Here is a 19,676-nt window from a genome sequence, read left to right as displayed (position 1 = left end):
GTGCCATGACCTGAGGCCCTACTGGACGAAGCCGATCCGGCTGCGGCCCGTGCTGGCGCGCGGCAAGTCGTCGATATGCACCTCGTCGCGGCCGGCCAGGCGGGCATTGCCGAAGCCGGTCATGAGCGCGCGGCGCATCTCGCGCGGTGCGAGCGCGGCCAGGTGGTCGAGCACGTCGCCCGAAGGCTCGTCGGCCACGAGCCGGCCCCAGTCGTGCTCCTTGCGGATCGAGGCATAGAGCTGGCGCGCGATCTGCCGCGCCGCCTCGGGGGAGGGCGCATCGACCTCGAACACGTTCATGCGGTTGAGGATGGGCTCGGGGATGCCGCGCACGTCGTTCGCCGTCGTGATCCAGATTACCTGGCTGGCGTCGATCGGCACTTCTGCGAACTCATCGACGAAGGCGTGGGCCGTGTCGTGCTCGAGCAGGTTGTAGAGCGCGCCCAGCGGGTCGTACTGGGCGTCGGCGCCGGCCTTGTCGATCTCGTCGATCACCATCACCGGGTTGGCGTACTGCCCGTCGACCAGCGCCTCGAACACCTTGCCGGGCTTGGAGCCCTTCCACTGGGAGGATGCGCCGGAGAGCAGCCAGCCGGCGGTCATGGAGCTCATCGGCACCAGCGACATGCCGGTGCCCAGCAGTTCGGCCAGCTTCTTCGCGAAGTGGGTCTTGCCGATGCCGGGCGGCCCGAGCAGCAGCATCGGCGTGACTTCGAGCCCGTCGCGGCTGTCCTGGGCGAGCGCGACATGGCGGCGCACGTCGTCGAGCACCTCGGTGAAATTGGGCAACTGGGCGTAGAGCGCGGCCATCTCGGGGATGCCGCTGGGCTTGACCTGGAAGCGTTCGGGGCCGCGTTCGAGCATGCGCTCGTAAGTGGTTCGAAGATGCTCGTGGTCGCGTTCAGGAAGCTTGGCGAGCTTGCGCTCGACGTCGTGCGTGCGGAACACGCTGCGTAGCTGGGCCACCGGCAGCTGGAAGGACGAGCACGCGGGAACCAGATCGCGGGACATGCGGGAATCCATGGGACACCTCCGACTTCGAACACTCGGATACAGCATAAGCCGTGCCCGATGTCCGTGCGTGTCTATGTTTTCTCGCTTTGCGGCTTTTGTCGTGCGGCCGTCGCCGGGCTTCGATCAGACGCCGCCGTGCGGGTGCGTCGGGTCGACCCACAGCACCGACTCGGGCTTCTCGACCGGTTCGATGTCGAGATTGACCGCCACCGCCTCGCCATCGCTGCGGCAGAGCACGCATTCGAGCGCCTCGGTCGTGCTGGCATTGATCTCCTGGTGCGGCACGTACGGCGGCACGTAGATGAAATCGCCCGGCCCCGCCTCGGCGGTGAACTCGAGGTGCTCGCCCCAGCGCATGCGTGCGCGCCCGCGCACGACGTAGATCACCGATTCGAGATGCCCGTGGTGGTGGGCGCCGGTCTTCGCATTGGCATGGATGGTCACCGTGCCGGCCCAGAGCTTCTGGGCGCCGACGCGCGCGAAGTTGATCGCTGCGGCCCGGTTCATGCCGGGCGTCTGTGCGGTGTTGGTATCGAGCTGGTTGCCCGGAATCACGCGCACGCCATCGTGCTTCCAGGCTGGGCCGCCAAGCTCCTGGTCATGATCGGAGTGTTCGTGGCTCATGGTGAGCGCCTTGCGGCCGACGAAGTCAGGCCTGTTGGTGAGACACCGCGGAACCGGCCTTGCCGGGCCGCTGGTGTCGCCCCCGGCAGGGGGGGTGGCGAAGCGACACGAAGTGCGCGAAGCCTGGGGGCGAGCAACATTTCAGGCGGGACTGCCGTTGAGCATCTGCTGCAGTTCGCCGGACTCGTACATCTCCATCAGGATGTCAGAGCCGCCGACGAATTCGCCCTTCACGTAGAGCTGCGGGATCGTCGGCCAGTTGCTGTATTCCTTGATGCCCTGGCGGATGGCGTCGTCCTCGAGCACATTGACGGTCTTGAGCGTGCGCGTGTCGACGCCCACTGCCTTGAGGATCTGGATCGCGCGGCCCGAGAAGCCGCACATCGGAAAGCTGGCATTGCCCTTCATGAAGAGCACAAGATCGTTGGTCTTGACGAGATCGTCGATACGTTGCTGGGCGTCGGTCATGGGGGACTCCAAAAAGTAAGCTGGGCGGATTATTTCACCGTGCGCCAGATCCCGCCGGAGCAGCGTGCGATGCCGGCAAGGTCGTCGCGGCTTTGGACTTCGGCGAAGCCGCGGGCTGCCAGCAGTTGCCGCACCGAGGCTGCCTGGTCGTAGCCGTGCTCGAGCAGCAGCCAGCCGCCGTCGCGCAGGTGCTGCGGCGCGGCCTGGACGATGCGCCGGATGTCGTCGAGACCGTCCGGCCCCGAAACCAGGGCGCGTGCCGGTTCGTGGCGCAGGGCGGCCAGATGGGTATCGCCGGCCGCAACGTAGGGCGGGTTCGAAACCACCAGGTCGTAGCCGATGCCGGCGCCATCCAGCCAGTCGGCTTCGACGAAGCGGACGGCCAAGCCGAGCCGCTGCGCGTTGGCACGGGCAACGGCCAAAGCATCCGCGCTGGCGTCCACCGCCGTGACCTGCGCATCGGGGCGGGCGTGCCGGATGGCCAGCGCGATCGCGCCGCTGCCCGTGCCGAGGTCGATCACCGACGGCGCTGCGCGGCCTTCCAGGCATTGCAGCACCCAGTCGACCAGGGTTTCGGTGTCGGGCCGCGGCACCAGGACCCGGGCGTCGACCTGCAGGCCGAGCCCATGGAACTCCTTCTCGCCGACCAGATAGGCGACCGGTTCGCCGGCCACGCGGCGGGCACAGAGTTCGGCGAAGCGCAGCCAGGCGCATTCCGCTAGCGCATCCGTGTCATGTGCCAGCAGCCACGCGCGGTCCTTCGATGGGCGGCCCAGCACCCGCAGCAGCAGCAATTGGGCATCGAGCCGTTCCACGCCCAGCGCCGCGGCCGCGGCGAGCATCTCTGCCGCGGTGGAGGGCGAATTCGGAACCGCCGGCATCACGCGGGCAGGCTCGCTTCCAGCTCCGCCAGCTGTTCGGCCTCGCGCGCTGACTGCAGCGCCGCCAGCACGTCGCCCAGGTCGCCTTCCATGATCGCCTGCAGCTTGTAGAGCGTGAGATTGATGCGATGGTCGGTGAGCCGGCCCTGCGGGAAGTTGTAGGTGCGGATGCGGTCGGAGCGGTCACCGCTGCCGATCAGGCCCTTGCGCAGCGCGGCGTCCTTGGCCGCGCGCTCGCTGCGGTCTTTTTCCTGGATGCGCGCCGACAGCACCTGCAGCGCCTTGGCCTTGTTGCGGTGCTGGCTGCGGTCGTCCTGGCACTCGGCGACGATGCCGGTGGGGATGTGCGTGATGCGCACCGCCGAATCGGTCTTGTTGATGTGCTGGCCGCCGGCGCCGCTCGCGCGGTAGGTGTCGATGCGCAGGTCGGCCGGGTTGATCTGCACAGCCTGCGTCTCGTCCGGCTCGGCCAGCACGGCCACGGTGCAGGCGCTGGTGTGGATGCGGCCCTGGGTCTCGGTCGCGGGCACGCGCTGCACGCGATGGCCGCCGGACTCGAAGCGCAGTTTGCCGAAGACCTCGTCGCCCGCGATGCGCACCACTACTTCCTTGTAGCCGCCGAGCTCGCTCTCGCTTTCGCTCACGATTTCGCAGCGCCAGCCGGTGCGCTCGGCATAGCGCGTGTACATGCGCAGCAGGTCGCCGGCGAACAGCGCCGACTCGTCGCCGCCGGTGCCGGCGCGGATCTCGAGGAAGGCGTTGCGTGCGTCGTCCGGGTCCTTGGGCAGCAGCAGGCGCTGCAGCTCGTCCTCGAGTTGCAGCAACTCGGCTTCAGCGCTCGCGATCTCTTCCTGCGCCATCTCGGCCATGTCCGGGTCGCCGAGCATCTCGCGCGCACCGGCAAGGTCCGATTCGCGCTGCAGGTAGCGCGCGTAGCGGCCCGCGATCTGCGTCACCTCGGCATGCTCGCGCGAGATGGTCCGGTACTGCGCCATGTCGGACATGATGTCCTCGCGCGAAAGAAGGAAGTCGAGTTCGCCGAGGCGTTGCGCGTAGCGCTCGAGTTGATGGCGGAGAAAGGGTTTCACGGGGGCGAACAGAAGCGGGAAAAACAGGCCGCGCGATGCGCGCGGCGGCGGGCATGGGCTGCGGCGCGCGCAACCGGGCGCGGCCGGCGTCGCTAACGCTCTTTGCGCAGGAACAGCCGCGAGATGGCCTGGGCCGTGTGCTCGCGCGCGTTGGCGTCGCCGGCATGCAGCTCGGCCATCGCGCCGTGCAGCATCTTCTGGGTGAGGCCGCGCGACAGCGCCTCCAGCACGGCCTCGACCGGCTCGCCCTTGGCCAGCAGCTTGCGCGCGCGGGCCAGTTCCATGGCGCGCCATTCGTCGGTCTGGGCATTGAGCTGCTGGATCAGCGGGACGGTGCCGCGCTGGTCGAGCCAGTGCATGAAGCTGCGCACGCCGGCGTCGATGATGACTTCGGCCTCCGCCACTGCGGCCAGCCGGCTGGCATGGCCCTGCTGCACCACCTGTGCCAGGTCGTCGACCGTGTAGAGGTAGATGTCTTCGAGTGCCTTGACCTCGGGCTCGATGTCGCGCGGCACGGCCAGGTCGACCATGAACATCGGCCGGTGCTTGCGCAGCTTCAGCGCGCGTTCGACGGCGCCGAGCCCGATCAGCGGCAGGGTGCTCGCCGTGCAGCTCACGACGATGTCGAATTCGGCCAGGCGCTGAGGCAGGTCGGCCAGCCGCATGGCTTCGCCGCCGAAGCGCGAGGCCAGTTTCTCGCCGCGCTCGAGCGTGCGGTTGGCGATGACGATGGAAGTCGGCTCCTTGGCCGCGAAATGCGTCACTGCCAGGTCGATCATTTCGCCGGCGCCCACGAACAGCACGCGGGTCTGCTTCAAGTCCTCGAACAGCTGCGCGGCCAGCCGGACGGCCGCTGCGGCCATGCTGATCGAATGGGCGCCGATCTCGGTGGCGGTGCGCACTTCCTTGGCAACCGCGAAGGAGCGCTGGAACAACTGGTTCAGCGTGCTGCCCAGCGCGCCGGCGGTTTCGGCGGCGCGCACGGCGTCCTTCATCTGGCCGAGGATCTGGGCTTCGCCCAGCACCATCGAATCGAGGCCGGCAGCGACGCGGAAGGCGTGGCGCGCAGCCTGGTCGTCGTGCAGCGCGTAGGCATGCGAGCGCAGCAGGGCCGGGGCGACGCCGCCGCTCTCGGCCAGCCACTCGACCGTGTGGTCGAGCGCCAGGTGCTCGGCGGCGCAGTAGATCTCGGTGCGGTTGCAGGTCGAGATGATGGCGGCCTCCACGTCGGGATGCCGGTGGGAGCCGAAGGAACGGCGCAGGCTCTGCAGCGTGGGGGCTATCTGGTCGATCGCGAACGCGAACCGACCGCGCAGGTCGAGCGGCGCGGTCGTGTGGTTCAAGCCGAGAGCCCAGACTGACATAACCGGTGATTATAAAATCCGCCGCCGCCATAGGCCGCCGCATCCGCGGATGACCCGAAACCTGCGGTCCCTTTTGCCTTCCATGTCCGCGCTCGACCTGCTGTTCCATTTGCTCAACTTCGCGGCGCCGGCCTTCTTCGTCGCGCTCCTGCTCGCGCTGCTGTTTCGGCTTGCCATGCACAAGCGCAGCGCCGCGACCGGGTTGTGGACGCAGCTCGCCGTCAACTTCGCTGCCGGCCTGGCGGTGTCGATCGCCGGCCTGGTCTTCTTCGGCCGCGATGGGCAGATCGCCACCTATGCCGCGCTGGTGGCGGTCTGCGGCACCGTCCAGTGGTGGCTCCTGCGCGGCTGGCGCGGCTGAACCGGCCCTCGGCTCAAACCGGCAACGGTGGCGTCGGCGCCGGCGGCGCCGGCGGCTCCGTCGGTGACATCACCATGGTGGGCACCGCCAGCGGCAGCCCGGCCGCCTTGAGCAGGTCGAGGATGGCGAAGAGCAGGTCGCTGCGCACCCCGCCGGCCACGCGCGGGCTCTGCACGTAGGCGATCGCCTGGAAGATCAGCATGCCGTTCTCGATGCCTTCGAGCGTGACCGTGGGCGCTGGCGAGGGCAGCACGCCGGCATGATCGGCACAGGCCGCCAGCATCAGCTCGCGCGTGCGCTGGGCGTCGGTGTTGAGCGGCATCGGCAGCCGAATAAGCACGCGTCCCTCGGCGTTCGCCAGCGTCATGTTGCGCACGGTCTTAGTGATGAACTCCGAGTTCGGCACGATCAGCGTGGAGCGGTCGCCCAGCTGGATTTCGGTGGCGCGCACGTTGATGCGCCGTACATCTCCTTCGGCATTGCCGAGCACCACCCAGTCGCCGACCTTGACCGGGCGTTCCGCCAGCAGGATCAGCCCGGAGATGAAGTTCTGGACGATCGCCTGCAGCCCGAAGCCTATGCCGACCGACAGCGCGCTCGCCACCCAGGCGATGCGCTCGATGCCAATGCCCAGCGCCGACAGCGCGACCGCGACCACGAGAATGCCGCCCACGTAGCCCAGCAGCGTCGTGATCGAGCTTTGCATGCCGGGCTCGAGCGCGGTCTCCGGCAGGTAGTGCGCCTCCAGCCACTTCTTGATTACGCGCAGCGCGACGAAGCCGACGGCCAGCACCGCGACGGCAGTGAAGATCGCGCCCGGCACCAGCTCGAACTCGCCGATCTTCACGCCGGTGCCGAACTGGCCGCTGCGCTGGAAAACCTCTCCCGGGCTGGTGCCCAGCGGCGTGGCCAGCGCAATGACCATGTAGAAGAACAATGCGACGCGGCTGAGGCCCGAGAGCACCACGGCCGCCTGGTCCAGCGTGCGCGGCGCGAAGCCGAAAGTCTTCTGCAGCTTCTGGCCGAAGTCGCTGCGCGAGGACACCAGCGCCATGAACAGGTCGTCGGCGAACTTGAACAGCACGTAGAAGGCCGATGCGACGATGCCGGTCCAGGTGAGCTGGTTGGCGAGGAAACTCGCCATCGCGACGTAGCCGACCGCCACCAGGATCCAGATCACGATCACGGCGAGTGCCACCGCACTCAACAGGAAGCTGATCCACAAGGGGCGGTCCGGCTCCGCGGGCGGCTCGGCCGCCCCGGCCGCGGCATCTGCGGGTCCACCGTACGGCTCGTGCAGGCGCAAGAGCATCGTGCCGATCAGCGCGGTCAGCGCCAGCGCAGTGACCACGTGCGTCGCGACCACCGCCGCGAAGCTGGCTTCCACCACCGCATTGATCTGGGTCGGCGCCCAGACCAGCACGGCGATCAGCGCGGTGAGCCAGGGGAAAGGCGCCAGGCGCCGTGCCATCGCGTCGGGGATCGGCGGCAGCCGCCACGAGGGCCGGCTGTTGGACAGCAGCGCCCGGCCCAGCCCGACCACGAAGGCGATGAAGATGATCGACTGCACCACCGCCTGCGCCAGCTTGCGAACCTGCGGCCCCCAGACGCCGTGGCGCTCGAGCGTGGCGAACACGCCCTGCGCTGCCAGCGCTACCAGCAGCACGTTGACGGCCACGATCGCGAGCACCAGCAGCGAGCGGCGCAGCCGTCCGGCCGGCAGCATGCGCGCCGCCAACTGCGCCAGCCCGCGCTCGGCGGCCCAGTTGCCCAGCAGCACGAGCAGCAGCGCCACGGTCAGGCTCGCCAGCGCGGCCGATCGGTGCGCCGGCTCCAGCGCGGTGTCGAAGCTGGCCCGGAGCTCGTCGCCGAGCGTGGCCAAGCGTTCCACGTCGGCAGGCCAGGCGTCGTTGATGTCGAACCAGAATTGGCGGCCGAGCGGCGAGGGCGCGCGCTCGGTCAGCTGAGCCTCGAACAGCGCGCGCCGCTTGGCCAGCAGCTCGCTGCCGCGCTGCTGCGCATCGACCGTGATCAGCCGCGCCAGTCGGATGTCGGCGTCGAGTGCGTTGCGCTCCTTCAGCAGCGCCGCGCGCTGGCGCGTGATGTCGGGATCTTCGGCGGCGGCGCCTTCGGCCGGCGGGTTGCCCAACTCGCCGAGGCGCGCGTTGAGGTCGCTGAGCTGCCCGGTGCGCGAGGAGACGAACTTGTCGGCCTGGGCGCCGATGGCGTTGATGCGGGCGATGAGCTCGCGCACCTCGGCGCTGCTTTCGACGGCGTCGGGAATGCGGTCGAGCTGGGCCCGCAGATCGGCGACAGTGGCTTCCGGCGGGGCGGCGGTGCTCTGCGCAAAGGCGCCGCCGCAGAGGACGGCGGCCAGCAGCAGGGCCGCGAGGCGTTGCATCCAACTCATGGCTTCATCATAGAAGGGCTTCGCACCTGCCCTGCGCGCGGGCTCAGGCCGCAGGACTGAAGCGGTCGACGCGGTCGGTGATGATGCCGTCGGTGCCGAGGGCGATCAGCTGCTTCGCCAACCACTCGTCGTTGACGGTGTAGCTCAGCGCGCGCAGGCCGGCGGCATGCACCTGTGCCACGGTTGCGGCATCCCACAGCGCATAGTTGCAGACGATCGCCGCGCAATCGAGCCGGCGCGCGGTGTCGAGCCAGCCGTCCCACAGCTTGTCGAGCAGCAGGCCGCGCGGCAATTCGGGCTGGGCCGACCGTGCACCTTCCAGGGATTCGGGCGCGAAGGAGGTCAGGAGGGGCGGCGCGACGGCCGAGCCTGCCCACAGCCGCGCGGCGAGCTGCGCGACACGCCCGCCGGTGTTCAGCTCGACGCCCGCCGTCGGCTTGATCTCGATGTTGAGTGCGTAGCCGTTGGCGAGGCAGAAACGGATCAGGGCTTCGAGGCTGGGCAGCGGCTCGCCGGCATAGCGGCGCGAATGCCAGGCGCCGGCGTCGAGCTGCGCCAGCTCCGACCACGGCTGGTCGCCGGCGAGGCCATGGCCGTTGCTGGTGCGCTCCAGCGTGCTGTCGTGCAGCAGGAAGGGCACGCCGTCGGCGCTGAGCTTGGCGTCGCACTCGAACATGCGGTAGCCGTGCTCGGCACCGAGGCGAAAGGCGGCCAGGGTGTTCTCGGGGGCCAGCTTGCCGGCACCGCGGTGGGCGATCCAGCGGGGATAGGGCCAGTCGGAGGATATGCGGCCGCCGCCGGGCCGCCCCAAGGCGGGCCGCGCCTCCCCCTCGGGGGGTGGCGAAGCACACGAAGTGGCAAGCCGGGGGGCCTTCATTCCGTGCGCTTGCCGGACCCGGCGTCGAACCAATGCAGCTTGTCCTGGCGCGCGGCAATCCGGACCGTATCGCCGGTGACCGGCGGCGTCTGGCCCTCGTCGGCGCGCATGACCAACTGCTCGTCGCCGATGCGGCCGTAGATCAGCCGCTCGGCGCCCAGCAGTTCGACATACTCGACATGCACCGGCCAGCCGTCTGCATCGAGGGTCAGGTGCTCGGGCCGAATGCCGAGGATGGTGCCCGGCCGCACGCCGGGCGCGTGCTTCAGCAGGTTCATCGGCGGCGAACCGATGAAGCTGGCGACGAAGGTGGTGGCGGGGCGCGCATACACCTCCTCGGGCGTGCCGAACTGGTCCATCACGCCGGCGTTCATCACGATGATGCGCTGCGCGAGCGTCATGGCCTCGACCTGGTCGTGCGTGACGAAGAGCGAGGTGATGCCGAGTTCGCGATGCAGTTTCTGGATCTCGAGGCGGGTCTGCGCGCGCAGCTTGGCGTCGAGGTTGGAGAGCGGCTCGTCGAACAGGAACACCTGCGGCTGCCGCACGATGGCGCGGCCCATCGCCACGCGCTGGCGCTGGCCGCCGGAGAGCTCGCGCGGCTTGCGCTCGAGCAGGTGGCCGAGCTCGAGGATCTTCGCGGCCTTGTCCACGCGCGCCTTGATCTCCTCCTTGGGCACCTTCGCGATCTTGAGCCCGTAGGCCATGTTGTCGAAGTTCGACATATGCGGGTAGAGCGCATAGTTCTGGAACACCATCGCGATGTCGCGCTTGGCCGGCTCGATGTTGTTCACCACGCGATTGCCGATCGCGATTTCGCCCGCGCTGATCTCCTCCAGGCCCGCGACCATGCGCAGGAGCGTGGATTTGCCGCAGCCCGAGGGGCCGACGATGACGACGAACTCGCCGTCCTTGACGTCGGCCGAGACGCCGTGGATGACCTGGTTGGCCTTGGCCCCGTGGCCGTAGCGCTTGATGACGTTGCGAAGAGAGATGGCAGCCATTGCGTCGTTTGCTTCTTTGTCGGTTATTTCTCGGTATCCACGAGGCCCTTGACGAACCAGCGCTGCATCAGCACCACCACGATCGCCGGAGGCACCAGCGCCAGGATGGCAGTGGCCATCACCAGGTTCCAGTCCACCGCGGCGTCGCCCGAGGCGATCATTCGCTTGATGCCGATCACCACCGGATACATGTCCTCGCTGGTCGTTGCCAGCAGCGGCCACAGGTATTGATTCCAGCCGTAGATGAACTGGATCACGAACAGTGCGGCGATCGATGTCTGCGACAGCGGCACCAGGATGTCCTTGAAGAAGCGCATCGGCCCGGCGCCGTCCATGCGGGCTGCCTCCACCAGCTCGTCGGGCACGCTCAGGAAGAACTGCCGAAACAGGAAGGTGGCAGTGGCCGAGGCGATCAGCGGTATGGTCAGCCCCGCATAGGTGTTGAGCATGTTGAGGTCTGCCAGCACCTTGTAGGTCGGCAGGATGCGCACCTCCACCGGCAGCATCAAGGTCACGAAGATCATCCAGAAGACGATCTTCTTGAACGGAAAGCGGAAGTACACGATGGCGAAGGCCGACAGCAGCGAGATCGCGATCTTGCCGATGCTGATGACCAGCGCCGTGACCAGGCTGATCCACATCATGCGGCCCACCACCACGCGCGCGCCCTGGGTGTCGGCGCCCAGCAGGGCGGAGCTGTAGTTCTCGAACATGTGGCCGCCCGGCAGGAGCGGCATGGGCACCCGCAGGATCTCGTCGCGCGTGTGGGTGGACGCGACGAAGGCCAGGTAGATGGGGAAGGCCACGATGGCGATGCCCAGGATCAGCACCACATGCGACAGGACGGTGAGGCCCGGGCGGCGTTCAACCATGGTGTTGCCTCCGGGAAAGGGCGATGGATCGGGCGAGCATCAGTACTGGACCTTCTTTTCGACGTAGCGGAACTGGATCACCGTCAGCGCGACGACGATCACCATCAGCACCACCGACTGCGCGGCCGAGCCGCCCAGGTCCAGCGCCTTGAAGCCGTCGTGCCAGACCTTGTAGACCAGGATTGCGGTATCGCGCCCCGGCCCGCCTTCGGTCGTCGCATGCACGATCGCGAAGGTGTCGAAGAAGGCGTAGACGATGTTGATCACCAGCAGGAAGAAGGTGGTGGGCGACAGCAGCGGAAACTGGATCGTGATGAAGCGCCGCAGCGGCCCGGCGCCGTCGATGGCGGCGGCCTCGATCAACGCCTTGGGAATGGACTGCAGGCCGGCCAGGAAGAACAGGAAGTTGTAGGAGATCTGCTTCCAAACTGCGGCCACCACGATCAGCGCGAGGGCGTGGTTGGAGTTGAGCAGGTGGTTCCAGTCCATGCCCATGTAGCGCAGAAAGTACGACACCACGCCGATGCTGGGCGAGAACATGAACACCCACAGCACGCCCGCAATGGCCGGCGCCACGGCGTAGGGAATGATCAGGAAGGTCTTGTAGACCAGGCCGCCTCGCAGGATGCGGTCGGCGAAGATGGCGAGCATCAACGACAGTGCGATGCCGCTGCCGGCCACCAGAACCGAAAAGAGCGCCGTGACCTTGAAGGACTCGATGTAGGCCGGATCGTCGAATAGGGTCTGGAAGTTTTCCAGGCCGACGAAGGCGGTGGAGATGCCGAAGGCGTCCTCCGACTGCATCGATTGCCAGATGGCCTGGCTTGCCGGCCAGAAGAAGAACACCAGGATCACCGTCATCTGCGGCGCGACCAGCAGCCAGGGCAGCCAGGCCGACCGGAAAAGAACGCGTTTCTCCATACCCCTCCAAACCCTCAAAAACGAAAAGCCCGCCCTCGGTATTTCCAATGAGGGCGGGCGTGCGAGTCTACAGCGGCAGCCGCTCCACCGGCAGGCACCCTCCCCGCTTGGCGGGGAGGGCAGGGTGGGTGCCGTGGACGCCCAAAGGGCTGCGCAGGCGTGCGCCTGCGTCAGCCCTTGTTTGCTTTCTGGAAGCGCTCGAGTTGCTCGTTGCCGCGCTTGACGGCGGCGTCGAGTGCCTCCTTGGCGGTCCTCTTGCCGCTCCAGATCTGCTCGGTTTCCTCGTCGATGATGGTGCGGATCTGCACGAAACTGCCCAGGCGGACGCCGCGCGACTTGTCGGTGGTCTTGCGGATCATCTGCGTCACCGCCACGTCGGTGCCCGGCTTCTCCTTGTAGAAACCCGAGGCGTCGGTCAGCTTGTAGGCGGCCGTGGTGATGGGCAGGTAGCCGGTGCGCTTGTGGCTCTCGGCCTGCACCTTGGTGTCGGACAGGAAGTTGAAGAAGCTGGCCACGCCCTTGTAGTGGTCGGCCGGCTTGCCGGACATCACCCACAGGCTGGCGCCGCCGATCACCGTGTTCTGCGGTGCGCCCTTCACGTCGGGGTAGTAGGGCAGGGTCGAGATGCCGTACTTGAACTTGGCGTCCTTGGCCACGCGGGCGTACAGACCAGAGGAGCCGGTCATCATGGCGCATTCGCCGGAGGGGAAGGCGGCGTCGGCCGTGTTGTTGCGTCCCTTGTAGACGAAGGTGCCGTCCTTGGCCATCTTGGCCAGATTCTCGAAATGGCGCACGTGCAGCGGCGAGTCGAAGGCCAGACGCGCACTGGTGCCGCCGAAGCCGTTGTTCTGCGTCGCGTACAGGGTGTTGTGCCAGGCCGAGAAGCTTTCCAGCTGGGTCCAACTCATCCAACTCGTCGTGAAGGGGCACTTGTGGCCGCTGGCCTTGAGCTTGTCGGCGGCCGCGATGACTTCGGGCCAGGTGGTGGGCGCTTTTTCCGGATCCAGGCCGGCGGCCTTGAAGGCATCCTTGTTGTAGTAGAAGATCGTGGTCGAGCTGTTGAACGGGAGGCTCAGCATCTGGCCGTTCGGCGCCGTGTAGTAGCCGGCCACCGCGGGCACGTACACGCTGGGGTCGAACTTGGCCCCGCCCGCGCTCATCACTTCGCCCACCGGCTTGATGGCGCCCTTGGAAGCCATCATGGTCGCGGTACCCACCTCGAACACCTGCAGGATGTCAGGCGCATTGCCGGAGCGGTAGGCGGCGATGGCGGCCGTCATCGATTCATCGTACTGGCCCTTGTAAGTGGCAACTACCTTGTAGTCCTTCTGGCTCTCGTTGTATTGCTTGGTCAAGTCGTTGACCCATTCGCCGAGCGGACCGCTCATCGAATGCCACCACTGGATCTCGGTCTGCGCCATTGCCGGTGCGCAGAGGGTTGCCGCAAGCGCCGATGCCACGGCGAGCGTTTTGAATCGCATGAAGACTCCTGAGAAAAAGAAAGCGCGGATGCTAGGCGGCGCGTATGACACGGCTGCGTCACATTTGTCGCACGGCGAGGGGGCTCGTCCAACCGGGGAAACCCTTTTGGAGCATGTCCGCACACCCCGCTTGCTGCGCCGCACCATGCTAGCATCGCCCTCCAATTTTTTGGCTCTGCCTTGGCTCGGCCGGGACTTCCGTATGAGCAAGACCTCCCTCGACAAAAGCAAGATCAAGTTCCTTCTGCTCGAAGGTATCCACTCCTCGGCCGTCGAGGTGCTGCGGGGCGCGGGCTATAAGAGTATCGAGACGCTCGCGGGCGCGCTGCCGGAAGCCGAACTCAAGGCCAGCATCGCCGACGTGCACTTCCTGGGCATCCGCTCGCGCACGCAGCTGACGGCCGAAGTGTTTGCCGCCGCGCAGAAGCTGGTCGCGGTCGGCGCCTTCTGCATCGGCACCAACCAGATCGATCTGGACGCGGCGCGCGAGCACGGCGTGGCGGTGTTCAACGCCCCCTATTCCAATACCCGGTCGGTCGCTGAGCTGGTGCTGGCCGAGGCCATCCTGCTCTTGCGCGGCGTGCCCGAGAAGAGTGCGGTGGCACACCGCGGCGGCTGGCTCAAGTCGGCCGAGAACGCCTTCGAGATCCGCGGCAAGACGCTGGGCATCGTAGGCTATGGCTCGATCGGCGCGCAGCTGTCGGTGCTGGCCGAGGCGCTCGGCATGCAAGTCGCCTTCTATGACGTGGTCACCAAGCTGCCGCTGGGCAACGCGCGCCAGGTGCGCGAACTGCACGACCTGCTGGCGCAAAGCGACATCGTGTCGCTGCACGTCCCCGAGACCCAGGCCACGCAATGGATGATCGGCGCAGCCGAACTCGCGGCCATGAAGCCCGGCGCGATCCTGATCAATGCCTCGCGCGGCACCGTGGTCGAGATCGAGGCGCTGGCCGATGCACTGAAGCAAAGGAAGCTGCTGGGCGCCGCGATCGACGTGTTCCCGGTCGAGCCGCGCAGCAACAAGGACGAGTTCCAGTCACCGCTGCGCGGGCTGGACAACGTGATCCTCACGCCGCACATCGGCGGCTCGACGATGGAGGCGCAGGCCAACATCGGCCTCGAGGTGGCCGAGAAGCTGGTGAAGTACAGCGACAACGGCACCTCGACCTCCTCGGTCAACTTCCCCGAAGTGGCGCTGCCGGCGCACCCGGGCAAGCATCGGCTGCTGCACATCCACCGCAACGTGCCGGGCGTGCTGTCCGATATCAACCGCGTGTTCGCCGAGAACAAGATCAACATCGCCTCGCAGTTCCTGCAGACCAACGAGAAGGTGGGCTACGTCGTGACCGACATCGATGCCGCGTATTCCGACCTGGCGCTCGAAAAGCTTGCGAAGGTGTCCGGCACCATACGCAGCCGGGTCCTGTTCTAAGCTGCCGGCAGGGCGCTCAGGGCTGACTTAAAATTCACGCCCCTGGTTCATGGGCGCGCAGCGCCCGACCGAGGCCAATCCCCGATGAATGCTCCGACCGCGTTGACGGCGTTGTTGTCGCAGGCCGAAGAGCCCGCGCGATTGCGTGAGATCCCATACAACTACACGAGTTTTTCCGATCGCGAGATCGTGATCCGCCTCCTGGGCGAGCGCGGCTGGGAACTGCTGCAGACGCTGCGGGCCGAGCGCCGCACTGGCCGTTCGGCGCGCATGCTCTACGAGGTGCTGGGCGACATCTGGGTGGTGCAGCGCAATCCCTACCTGGTCGACGACCTGCTGGACAACCCGCGCCGGCGCGGCCAGCTGGTCGATGCGCTCAACCACCGCCTGTCCGAGGTGCAGAAGCGCCGCACGCCCGATGCGGCCGCGCAGCGCGACGCGCTGGTCGGCGAGCTCACCGCGCTGGTGGCGCAGGCGGTGCAGGCCTTCGACACGATGTTTCGCGACGTCGCGGCGCTTCGGCGCAAGGCCACGCGCACGCTGGGCCGGCTCACGGCCAAGGACAACATCAAGTTCGACGGCCTCTCGCGCGTGTCGCACGTGACCGATGCAACCGACTGGCGGGTCGAATATCCCTTCGTCGTGCTCACGCCAGACACCGAGGCCGAGATGGCCGGGCTGGTCAAGGGCTGCACCGAGCTGGGGCTCACGATCATTCCGCGCGGCGGCGGCACCGGCTACACCGGCGGCGCGATCCCGCTGACCTGGAACAGCGCCGTCATCAACACCGAAAAACTCGAGGCCATGACCGAGGTCGAGATGGTCTCGCTGCCCGGGCTCGAGGCCCCGGTGCCCACCGTCTGGACCGAAGCCGGCGTGGTCACTCAGCGCGTGGCCGATGCGGCCGAGCGCGCGGGCTTCGTGTTCGCGGTCGACCCGACCTCGGCCGAGGCCTCCTGCGTCGGCGGCAACGTCGCGATGAACGCGGGCGGCAAGAAAGCGGTGCTCTGGGGCACCGCGCTTGACAACCTGGCCTCCTGGCGCATGGTGACCCCCGAGGCCGAGTGGCTCGAAGTCACGCGCATCGGCCACAACCTCGGCAAGATCCACGACGCCGACAGTGCCGTCTTCGACCTGCAGTATTTCGCGGCCGACGGCAAGACCCGGCTGCGCAGCGAGCGGCTCGAGATCCCCGGCAAGACCTTCCGCAAGGAAGGCCTCGGCAAGGACGTGACCGACAAGTTCCTCTCGGGCCTGCCCGGCATCCAGAAGGAAGGCTGCGACGGCCTCATCACCAGCGCGCGCTGGGTGGTGCACCGCATGCCGGCGCACACGCGCACCGTGTGCCTGGAGTTCTTCGGCAACGCCAAGGACGCCGTCCCGAGCATCGTCGAGATCAAGGATTTCATGTTCGCCGAGCAGAAGCGTTCAGGGGTCCTGTTGGCGGGCCTGGAGCACCTGGACGACCGCTACCTCAAGGCGGTCGGCTACGCGACCAAGTCCAAGAAGCACGGCGGCCTGCCGAAGATGGTGCTGTTCGGCGACATCGCCGGCGACGATGCCGATGCGGTCGCGCGTGTGACCTCCGAAGTGGTGCGCATCGCCAACTCGCGCAGCGGCGAAGGCTTCATCGCGATCAGCCCCGAGGCGCGCAAGAAGTTCTGGCTCGACCGCAAGCGCACTGCCGCCATCAGCAAGCACACCAACGCCTTCAAGATCAACGAGGACGTGGTGATCCCGCTGCCGCGCATGGCCGAGTACACCGATGGCATCGAGCGCATCAACATCGAGCTCTCGCTTCAGAACAAGCTCGCGCTCGCCGACGAGCTCGAAGCCTTCTTCACGCAGGGCAACCTGCCGCTGGGCAAGAGCGACGATGCCAGCGAGATCGCGTCGGCCGAGCTACTCGAAGACCGCGCCTCCCAAGCCGCGGCGCTGGTGCGCGAGGTGCGGGCGCTCTGGCGGGGCTGGCTGGACAAGGTGGACACGCTGTTCCCGCAGCTGCAGGACCATTCGCTGCGCGCGAGCTGGAAGACGCAGATCCGCGCGCCGCTTGCGGCCATCTTCAGCGGCGCCGAGTTCGCGCCGATCCTGGCCGAGTGCAATGCCATTCACCAGCGCGTGCTGAAGGGCCGGGTCTGGGTCGCGCTGCACATGCATGCGGGCGACGGCAACGTGCACACCAACATCCCGGTCAACAGCGACAACTACGAGATGCTGCAGACCGCGCACGCCGCGGTGGCGCGCATCATGGTGTTGGCGCGCAGCCTCGACGGCGTGATCTCGGGCGAGCACGGCATCGGCATCACCAAGCTCGAATTCCTTTCCGACGAAGAGCTGCAGCCCTTCACCGACTACAAGAAGCGGGTCGACCCGGAAGGGCGCTTCAACAAGGGCAAGCTGCTGCGTCCCGTGCTCGGCGATGGCGGCCCGCTGCATGCCGACCTGACCAATGCCTACACGCCGAGCTTCGGCCTCATGGGCCACGAGTCGCTGATCATGCAGCAGAGCGACATCGGCGCCATCGCCGACAGCGTGAAGGACTGCCTGCGCTGCGGCAAGTGCAAGCCGGTGTGCGCGACGCACGTGCCGCGCGCCAACCTGCTCTACTCGCCGCGCAACAAGATCCTCGCGACCTCGCTGCTGGTCGAGGCTTTCCTGTACGAGGAACAGACCCGGCGCGGCGTCAGCATCAAGCACTGGGAGGAGTTCGAGGACGTGGCCGACCACTGCACCGTGTGCCACAAGTGCGCGACGCCGTGCCCGGTCGACATCGATTTCGGCGACGTGTCGATGAACATGCGCAACCTGCTGCGCAAGATGGGCCAGAAGTCCTTCCGGCCCGGCAATGCGGCGGCGATGCTCTTCCTCAACGCCACCAGTCCGCAGACCATCAAGCTGATGCGCACCGGCATGGTCGACATCGGCTTCAAGGCACAGCGTCTGGCCAACGACCTGCTGCGCGGCCTGGCGAAGAAACAGACCGCGGCCCCGCCGGCCACGCTGGGTCCGGCGCCGGTCAAGGAGCAGGTGATTCACTTCATCAACAAGAAGATGCCGGGCGGGCTTCCCAAACAGACCGCGCGCGCGCTGCTCGACATCGAGGACGCGGACTACGTGCCGATCATCCGCAACCCGAAGGCGACCACCTCCGAGACCGAGGCCGTGTTCTATTTCCCGGGGTGCGGCTCGGAGCGGCTCTTTTCGCAGGTGGGCCTGGCCACGCAGGCGATGCTCTGGCATGCCGGCGTGCAGACTGTGCTGCCGCCCGGCTATCTGTGCTGCGGCTACCCGCAGCGCGGCAGCGGCCAGTACGACAAGGCGGAGAAGATGATTACCGACAACCGCGTGCTCTTCCACCGCGTGGCCAACACGCTGAACTACCTCGACATCAAGACCGTGGTGGTGAGCTGCGGCACCTGCTACGACCAGCTGCAGGGCTATCAGTTCGACAAGATCTTCCCGGGCTGCCGGATCATCGACATCCACGAGTACCTGCTCGAGAAGGGCATCACGCTCGGCGATGCGGCCGGCGGCGGCTATCTCTACCACGACCCCTGCCACAGCCCGATGAAGCTCCAGGACCCGATGAAGACCGTCAGGGCGCTGGTGGGCGACAAGGTCCTCAAGAACGACCGCTGCTGCGGCGAATCCGGCACGCTGGGCGTGACGCGCCCGGACATCTCGACGCAGGTCCGATTCCGCAAGGAAGAAGAGCTGAAGAAGGGCGAGGCTGCGCTGCGCGAAGGCGGCCTGGTCGCGCCCAAGTCCAACGTCAAGATCCTCACCAGCTGCCCGAGCTGCCTGCAGGGCCTGAGCCGCTACGGCAACGACCTGAACAACGGCCTGCTCGAAGCCGACTACATCGTGGTCGAGATGGCCAACCGGATCCTCGGCGACGACTGGATGCCCGAGTACGTGGCCGCTGCCAATCAGGGCGGCATCGAACGCGTGCTGGTATGAGCTCCGCCGCGGGTTGTCCTTTGTGCGATGACGCCGGCGGCCGCATGGTCTTCGAGGCGGCGAAGTTTCGCGTCATCCATGCGGCGGAAGCGGGCTTTCCCGCGTTCTATCGCGTCGTCTGGAAAGACCACGTGGCCGAGTGGTCCGACTTGAGTCCCGAGGACCGCGCGCTGTGCATGGAAGCCGTGACAGTGGTCGAGCAAAGCCTGCGCAATGCGCTGGCGCCGGCCAAGATCAATCTCGCGGCCCTGGGCAACATGGTGCCGCATCTGCACTGGCACGTTGTCGCGCGCTTCGACTGGGACCCGCGATTCCCGGGCTCGGTCTGGGCCGAAGTGCAGCGCAAGAGCAATCCGGAACGCGAGGCCGGAATAGAGGTCAAACTACCGGCACTGGAACGCGAGATGGTCCAGCGCCTGGCGACAAGGAGTTTCTGATGGCAGGTTTGCAAGCCGGCGCACCGACGCCGCAATCGATCACCGTGCACAACCAGTCGCGCGTGCTGGAGGTCGGCTTTTCGGACGGCGCCACTTTCCGCATCCCCTTCGAGCTGATGCGCATCTATTCGCCTTCGGCGGAAGTGCAGGGGCACGGGCCGGGCCAGGAAGTGCTGCAGACCGGCAAGCGCACCGTCGGCCTGCTGGACCTGCAGCCGGTCGGCAACTATGCGGTGCAGCCGAGCTTCTCGGATGGCCACGACACCGGCATTTTCTCTTGGGACCTGCTGTACGAGCTGGGCGCCAAGCAGGACGAGCTCTGGGCCGAGTACGAGCGACGCCTGGCTGCGGCGGGCGTCGACCGCGACGCGCCGATGGCCGACAAGGCCGGCCACGCCTGCGGCAGCCACTGAGCGATCGAGCGCGCCGTTCTTCGGCCTAAAGCAACGAATGACCGCCGTCTTCGCGGGGTCGTCGGG

General features: G+C 67.2%; 17 protein-coding genes. 5 read left to right on the top strand and 12 right to left on the bottom strand.

The annotated features are described in order from the left end of the window. Positions 1 to 18 precede the first annotated feature (18 nt). The 6 genes from EJI01_RS12285 to hemA form a co-directional block, all read right to left on the bottom strand. Positions 19 to 1,011, bottom strand: coding sequence for an AAA family ATPase (locus EJI01_RS12285; protein ID WP_126837404.1), 993 nt, complete (start codon positions 1,009 to 1,011; stop codon positions 19 to 21). Between the two features lie 126 nt (positions 1,012 to 1,137). Next, a complete protein-coding gene (locus tag EJI01_RS12280; RefSeq protein WP_126837403.1) occupies positions 1,138 to 1,638 on the bottom strand; it encodes a cupin domain-containing protein in 501 nt (166 codons plus the stop codon). Between the two features lie 141 nt (positions 1,639 to 1,779). Continuing rightward, positions 1,780 to 2,106, bottom strand: a complete 327-nt coding sequence (grxD, locus tag EJI01_RS12275; RefSeq protein ID WP_126837402.1) for a Grx4 family monothiol glutaredoxin — start codon at positions 2,104 to 2,106, stop codon at positions 1,780 to 1,782. 29 nt (positions 2,107 to 2,135) lie between these two features. Further along, complete coding sequence (gene prmC / locus EJI01_RS12270) at positions 2,136 to 2,948, bottom strand: peptide chain release factor N(5)-glutamine methyltransferase (RefSeq protein WP_260602427.1); 813 nt, start codon at positions 2,946 to 2,948, stop codon at positions 2,136 to 2,138. A 38-nt stretch (positions 2,949 to 2,986) separates the two neighbouring features. Next, positions 2,987 to 4,075, bottom strand: coding sequence for a peptide chain release factor 1 (prfA, locus tag EJI01_RS12265; RefSeq protein WP_126837400.1), 1,089 nt, complete (start codon positions 4,073 to 4,075; stop codon positions 2,987 to 2,989). A 92-nt stretch (positions 4,076 to 4,167) separates the two neighbouring features. After that, a complete protein-coding gene (gene hemA / locus EJI01_RS12260) occupies positions 4,168 to 5,439 on the bottom strand; it encodes a glutamyl-tRNA reductase (protein ID WP_126837399.1) in 1,272 nt (423 codons plus the stop codon). Positions 5,440 to 5,521: 82 nt separating this feature from the next. Here hemA and EJI01_RS12255 point away from each other — a divergent pair, with 82 nt between their 5' ends. Next, positions 5,522 to 5,800: a hypothetical protein gene (locus EJI01_RS12255; RefSeq protein ID WP_126837398.1), complete on the top strand. Its 279-nt coding sequence runs from the start codon at positions 5,522 to 5,524 to the stop codon at positions 5,798 to 5,800. A 13-nt stretch (positions 5,801 to 5,813) separates the two neighbouring features. Here EJI01_RS12255 and EJI01_RS12250 read toward each other — a convergent pair whose 3' ends face one another. From EJI01_RS12250 to ugpB, 6 genes are all read right to left on the bottom strand, one after another. Continuing rightward, complete coding sequence (locus EJI01_RS12250) at positions 5,814 to 8,210, bottom strand: DUF3772 domain-containing protein (protein ID WP_126837397.1); 2,397 nt, start codon at positions 8,208 to 8,210, stop codon at positions 5,814 to 5,816. 43 nt (positions 8,211 to 8,253) lie between these two features. Beyond that, on the bottom strand, positions 8,254 to 9,021 hold the full coding sequence (ugpQ, locus tag EJI01_RS12245; RefSeq protein ID WP_260602426.1) for a glycerophosphodiester phosphodiesterase: 768 nt from the start codon (positions 9,019 to 9,021) through the stop codon (positions 8,254 to 8,256). Between the two features lie 62 nt (positions 9,022 to 9,083). Next, positions 9,084 to 10,091, bottom strand: coding sequence for a sn-glycerol-3-phosphate import ATP-binding protein UgpC (locus EJI01_RS12240; protein ID WP_126837395.1), 1,008 nt, complete (start codon positions 10,089 to 10,091; stop codon positions 9,084 to 9,086). Positions 10,092 to 10,114: 23 nt separating this feature from the next. Next, positions 10,115 to 10,963 carry a sn-glycerol-3-phosphate ABC transporter permease UgpE gene (gene ugpE, locus EJI01_RS12235; protein WP_126837394.1) on the bottom strand — a complete coding sequence of 283 codons (849 nt, stop codon included), beginning with the start codon at positions 10,961 to 10,963 and terminating at the stop codon, positions 10,115 to 10,117. A 39-nt stretch (positions 10,964 to 11,002) separates the two neighbouring features. Then, positions 11,003 to 11,884 carry a sn-glycerol-3-phosphate ABC transporter permease UgpA gene (gene ugpA / locus EJI01_RS12230; RefSeq protein ID WP_126837393.1) on the bottom strand — a complete coding sequence of 294 codons (882 nt, stop codon included), beginning with the start codon at positions 11,882 to 11,884 and terminating at the stop codon, positions 11,003 to 11,005. Positions 11,885 to 12,054: 170 nt separating this feature from the next. Next, complete coding sequence (ugpB, locus tag EJI01_RS12225; RefSeq protein WP_126837392.1) at positions 12,055 to 13,365, bottom strand: sn-glycerol-3-phosphate ABC transporter substrate-binding protein UgpB; 1,311 nt, start codon at positions 13,363 to 13,365, stop codon at positions 12,055 to 12,057. Between the two features lie 202 nt (positions 13,366 to 13,567). Between ugpB and serA the strand changes: the two genes are divergently transcribed. From serA to EJI01_RS12205, 4 genes are all read left to right on the top strand, one after another. Further along, positions 13,568 to 14,797 (top strand): phosphoglycerate dehydrogenase, encoded by a 1,230-nt coding sequence (gene serA, locus EJI01_RS12220; RefSeq protein ID WP_126837391.1) that lies wholly within the window; start codon positions 13,568 to 13,570, stop codon positions 14,795 to 14,797. 84 nt (positions 14,798 to 14,881) lie between these two features. Beyond that, positions 14,882 to 18,760 carry a DUF3683 domain-containing protein gene (locus tag EJI01_RS12215; protein ID WP_126837390.1) on the top strand — a complete coding sequence of 1,293 codons (3,879 nt, stop codon included), beginning with the start codon at positions 14,882 to 14,884 and terminating at the stop codon, positions 18,758 to 18,760. Continuing rightward, the gene (locus EJI01_RS12210; protein ID WP_126837389.1) at positions 18,757 to 19,197 is read left to right on the top strand and encodes an HIT family protein; all 441 of its coding nucleotides are present in this window, start codon (positions 18,757 to 18,759) and stop codon (positions 19,195 to 19,197) included. The genes EJI01_RS12215 and EJI01_RS12210 overlap by 4 nt, the downstream gene beginning before the upstream one ends. Then, positions 19,197 to 19,610 (top strand): gamma-butyrobetaine hydroxylase-like domain-containing protein, encoded by a 414-nt coding sequence (locus EJI01_RS12205; protein WP_126837388.1) that lies wholly within the window; start codon positions 19,197 to 19,199, stop codon positions 19,608 to 19,610. Before EJI01_RS12210 ends, EJI01_RS12205 begins: the two co-directional genes overlap by 1 nt. The last annotated feature ends 66 nt before the right edge of the window (positions 19,611 to 19,676 follow it).

The sequence above is a fragment of the Variovorax sp. MHTC-1 genome (assembly GCF_003984645.1).
Classification (GTDB): domain Bacteria; phylum Pseudomonadota; class Gammaproteobacteria; order Burkholderiales; family Burkholderiaceae_C; genus Variovorax.
The sequence above is the reverse complement of the archived record's forward strand: the minus strand, read 5'-3'. Positions and strand labels throughout refer to the sequence as shown.